The following is a 4015-nucleotide window of genomic DNA, read 5'->3' as shown; positions in this document are numbered from 1 at the left end:
AATTTGTTTTTTTATTTTTCTGAGAAATGATGGATTTTATGATAATAATGTTGTCAAAAAGTGTTATGCTATAAATTGGGATAAATTAAATTATAAAAAAATAAAAAAAGGAGGATTGCGAAATGTTTGCGATTATAAAAACAGGAGGCAAGCAATTTAGAGTGTCTCCAGGTCAAGAAATTTATGTAGAAAAATTACCTGTTAATGAAGAAGAAAATTACGTTTTTGAAGAAGTTTTAGCTATTGAAAACGATAAGAAAATTTTAGGCACTCCATTCGTTGAAGGAGCTAAAATTGAAGCTAAAGTGCTTAAACAAGGTAAAGCTAAAAAAATAATTGTAGCGAAATACAAAAGAAGAAAAAAATATCGTTTAAAACAAGGTCATAGACAACTTTATACTAAATTTTTAATCACTAAGATAATCATTTAAGTCAATGATTGAATATTTTTTTCAAAAAGAAAACAACATCATTCAACAAATAGAAATTAAAGGTCACGCTTTATACGCTGTTAAAAATAAAGATATAGTTTGTGCTTCTGTTTCCACAGCTATTATTCTCACTATGAATGCTATTGAATTTTTCGGTTTACAAAAAAAAGTCACTTTTCAATTGAAACAAGGATATTTTTTTTTAAATTTATTAGAAAAAGACGAGATTGTCAATAATCTCTTAACTAATTTAGAATATTCCTTAAAAGATTTAAATAAAACTTATAGTAAATATTTACAAGAAAAAATAATTTAAAAAAGGTGTTTTAATCATGTTAAAATTAAATATTCAATTATTTGCTTCTAAAAAAGGTGTTAGTTCGACTCGTAATGGTCGTGATTCTCATTCTAAAAGATTAGGAGCTAAATTATCAGACGGTCAACGTGCTAATGCGGGTTCTATTATTTACCGTCAAAGAGGAACAAAAATTTTTCCTGGTAACAATGTAGGCATTGGTAAAGATGATACTTTATTTTCTCATGTCAACGGAATTGTTAAGTACGAAACTAAAAGAAATAAGAAAAAACAAGTTTCTGTTTACTTTTTGGAAAACAAATTAAATTAATGTTTTTTCAATTGAGAAGGAACAATTATAAATGAATTTTATAGATGAAGCAATAAATTTCGTTCAAGCTGGTAACGGCGGTAACGGAATTGTTTCTTTTAGAAGGGAAAAATTCGTTCCTTATGGAGGTCCTTCTGGAGGAAACGGCGGACAAGGCGGATCCGTTATTTTTGTTGGTGAATCCGGTGAAAACACTTTATTAAAACTGAGATACAAAACGAAAATAAAAGCTTTACACGGTGTTAACGGTAAAAATAAAACTCAAAATGGCGCTAAAGCTGAAGATTTATTTGTTAAAGTGCCTTTAGGGACTTTAGTTTACAATAATAAAGATAATAGTTTTATTGGGGAAATTTTAGAACATGGTCAACAGTTAGTTATCGCTAAAGGCGGTCGTGGCGGTCGTGGTAATTTCGCTTTAGCCAACTCCAAAAATAAAGTACCTAATTTCGCGGAAAAAGGTGATTTAGGAGAAAGTTTAACCATTAAAACAGAGTTAAAAGTTTTAGCTGATGTTGGTTTAATCGGTTATCCGAATGTTGGTAAATCTTCTTTAATTTCGGTTATTTCTAATGCTAAACCTAAAGTAGATTCTTATCCTTTTACTACTTTACAACCCTTTTTAGGGATGGTTTATCATCAAGATTTTAGTTTTACAGTAGCTGATATTCCTGGTTTAATTGAAAATTCACATTTAGGTCGTGGAATGGGTATTAGTTTTTTAAAACATATCGAAAGATGTAAAGTTTTGGTTCATTTATTAAGTCCTGAAAGTGATGATATTTATCAAAATTATCAAAACTTACTGCAAGAATTAAAAATGTATAATCCAGCTATTTTAAAAAAACCACAAATCATTGTGGTTAATAAAATGGATTTGCCCGATTCTGAAGCTAAATTAGCTGACTTTCAAAAAAAAATTTCTGAGGAAAACATTCTTTCCATTTCTACTTGGAATAGTTTTAATTTAGATGCGTTGAAATTTAAAATTATAGATTCTTTGAAAAATCATCAACCGATTATGCCGGAAATAGATACAACTCATCAGTTTTTTACTTTGGATGAAGAAAAACAGTTTGAAGTTTATAAAGATGAATTTGGCGATTTTGTTGTGAAAGGTAAAATGGTAGAAAAGTTTTTTTATAGAACAGATTTTAATAACTACGAATCAGTGAAAAAATTTTCTCATATTTTGAAAAAAATAGGCGTAGAAGAAGAATTGAAAAGAAAGGGTATGAAAGATAACAATCAAGTGAAAATTTGTGATTATATTTTTGAAATAGCCACTTAATCCAGTCATAAGTATGAAAAAAAATAACTTGAGATATATTAATTTAAAGCAATTGGTGTTTGCTTCTTCTTTATCGGCTTTATCCATTGTTTTAAACGTGATGACGCCTAAAATTTTAGGTTTTGTCCGACCGTTACAAAAATTCCTTTGGTTAGATTTTTTAAAAGTAATCCCTTTTTTGTTTATATCTTTGTATAACAAAAATTATTTTGTTGCTTCTGTAGCGGCTTTTTTATCAGAATTTGTGAGTTTTTGCCTTAGGAAATCACTTTATCCTTATAATCCCCTTTTAAGTGTTTCTTTCGCTTTTTGTTGGGGTTTTTTACCTTTATTAATATTAAAAAATAAGGATATGTCCTTTTTAAAACATTATTTAATTATTACCTTTATTGCGGTGATGCATTTTTTTCTTTTTATCCTTTTAAATTTCTTTTTTATAGACGCTATTTTCAACAAAAAAGAAGGCAGTTTTACGACTTTATTACAAGATAATTTTATGGGAAGATTTTTAACGCCTTTTTTATACATTAAATTTATCAGCGTTTTTTTAGTCTCTTTTTTAATTACTTATTTATACCGTATTATTAAAAAACAATTATTAAACGTGTTTTTTTTTAATTAAAAAAAATCATTTTGTTTCGTTAAGAAGAACTTTTTCCTTTTAGGTTTTTAATCCTTGAAGTTTATAGTCCAAGTTTATAGTTCCTTTTTATTTTAAAATAAGAAATAAACCTTCTTTCTTAAAAAAGTTGTTAAAAAAAAGAGGAGGATGAATAAAAAAACAAACTATTTAATTTTCATTAAATAATTTGTTTTTTTATTTTTATATGGATGATTTTTTATCTTTTAAAGATGAGATATTTTTTTTAATAATAATTGAGTTACATCTTTAATAGATATTTTAGGATCGTTAACGATAATTTCTATTATTTTGTTTTCTTTTTGATAATACTCCACTAAAGGAAGAGTTTCTTGTTTGTAAATATTTAAACGTTTATTGAAAGTCTCTAAATTGTCGTCTTTTCTTCGAATTAAAGGCGTTTTATCTTTGTCGCATAAATTAGCTTTTTGAGGGACTTTAGTAACCAAGTGATAAATTTCTCCACATTTAGGACAAATAATTCTCCCTAAAATTCTTTGCTTTAAACATTCTTCGCTAGAATTGAAGTAAATAACTTTAGTTAAAATGATCTTTTTATCTTCAAATTCTTTAGTTAAAAATTTAGCTTGAAATAAATTACGAGGAAAACCGTCTAAAACAAAACCATTTTTAACATCATTTTGTGATAAGCGTTCACTTATCATAGCGTTTGTCACTTCATCAGGCACTAAAGAACCTTTTTCGATATAAGAATTAGCTAATTTACCTAATTTAGTTTTTAACACAAAATGTTTTCTAAATATATCTCCTGTAGATATATGAGGAATATTGAAATGTTTAGATAAAGCAGAAGCTTGCGTCCCCTTACCAGTAGCGGGCGGTCCTATTAATATTATATTCATTTTTTGCCTCTTTTATTTTGTCTTTATATTCATATTGGTATTGATATCTTTTTTTACCATAAGAGATCGAAAATAAATATTTCTTTTGATGGGTAATGGATAATAATGTTTGATACTTACTCATCAATATAAATTTAAATATAAATTATTTTATTTGATATAAT

6 protein-coding genes are annotated in these 4015 nt (G+C 26.8%); 5 read left to right on the top strand and 1 reads right to left on the bottom strand.

Annotated elements, in window-relative coordinates; translation table 11 throughout:
* The first annotated feature begins 122 nt into the window (after window positions 1-122).
* Genes rplU through ON17_RS02335 form a run of 5 tightly spaced genes read left to right on the top strand, consistent with a single transcriptional unit; the run spans window position 123 to window position 2970 of the window.
* Entirely contained in the window at window positions 123-431 is a 309-nt protein-coding gene (gene rplU / locus ON17_RS02355) for a 50S ribosomal protein L21 (protein ID WP_017191893.1), read from the top strand.
* 4 nt (window positions 432-435) lie between these two features.
* Window positions 436-747 (top strand): ribosomal-processing cysteine protease Prp, encoded by a 312-nt coding sequence (locus ON17_RS02350; protein ID WP_017191892.1) that lies wholly within the window; start codon window positions 436-438, stop codon window positions 745-747.
* 13 nt (window positions 748-760) lie between these two features.
* Window positions 761-1057, top strand: a complete 297-nt coding sequence (rpmA, locus tag ON17_RS02345) for a 50S ribosomal protein L27 (protein WP_200902620.1) — start codon at window positions 761-763, stop codon at window positions 1055-1057.
* A gap of 31 nt (window positions 1058-1088) precedes the next feature.
* Window positions 1089-2348: a GTPase ObgE gene (gene obgE / locus ON17_RS02340; protein WP_017191890.1), complete on the top strand. Its 1260-nt coding sequence runs from the start codon at window positions 1089-1091 to the stop codon at window positions 2346-2348.
* Window positions 2349-2361: 13 nt separating this feature from the next.
* Window positions 2362-2970, top strand: coding sequence for a hypothetical protein (locus ON17_RS02335; protein ID WP_017191889.1), 609 nt, complete (start codon window positions 2362-2364; stop codon window positions 2968-2970).
* 224 nt (window positions 2971-3194) lie between these two features.
* Here ON17_RS02335 and ON17_RS02330 read toward each other — a convergent pair whose 3' ends face one another.
* Window positions 3195-3851 (bottom strand): adenylate kinase, encoded by a 657-nt coding sequence (locus tag ON17_RS02330; RefSeq protein ID WP_017191888.1) that lies wholly within the window; start codon window positions 3849-3851, stop codon window positions 3195-3197.
* Window positions 3852-4015: the final 164 nt, after the last annotated feature.

Source organism: Poinsettia branch-inducing phytoplasma str. JR1 (genome assembly GCF_000309465.1).
Taxonomy (GTDB): Bacteria; Bacillota_I; Bacilli_A; order Acholeplasmatales; family Acholeplasmataceae; genus Phytoplasma; species Phytoplasma pruni.
This window is presented reverse-complemented; position numbering and strand designations above follow the sequence as displayed.

What these genes read in the sequence shown, in the direction of transcription:
- obgE (WP_017191890.1), top strand. Translation starts at nt 1,089, where the DNA reads ATGAATTTTATAGATGAAGCAATAAATTTCGTTCAAGCTGGTAACGGC.
- ON17_RS02335 (WP_017191889.1), top strand. Translation starts at nt 2,362, where the DNA reads ATGAAAAAAAATAACTTGAGATATATTAATTTAAAGCAATTGGTGTTT.
- ON17_RS02350 (WP_017191892.1), top strand. Translation starts at nt 436, where the DNA reads ATGATTGAATATTTTTTTCAAAAAGAAAACAACATCATTCAACAAATA.
- rplU (WP_017191893.1), top strand. Translation starts at nt 123, where the DNA reads ATGTTTGCGATTATAAAAACAGGAGGCAAGCAATTTAGAGTGTCTCCA.
- ON17_RS02330 (WP_017191888.1), bottom strand. Translation starts at nt 3,851, where the DNA reads ATGAATATAATATTAATAGGACCGCCCGCTACTGGTAAGGGGACGCAA.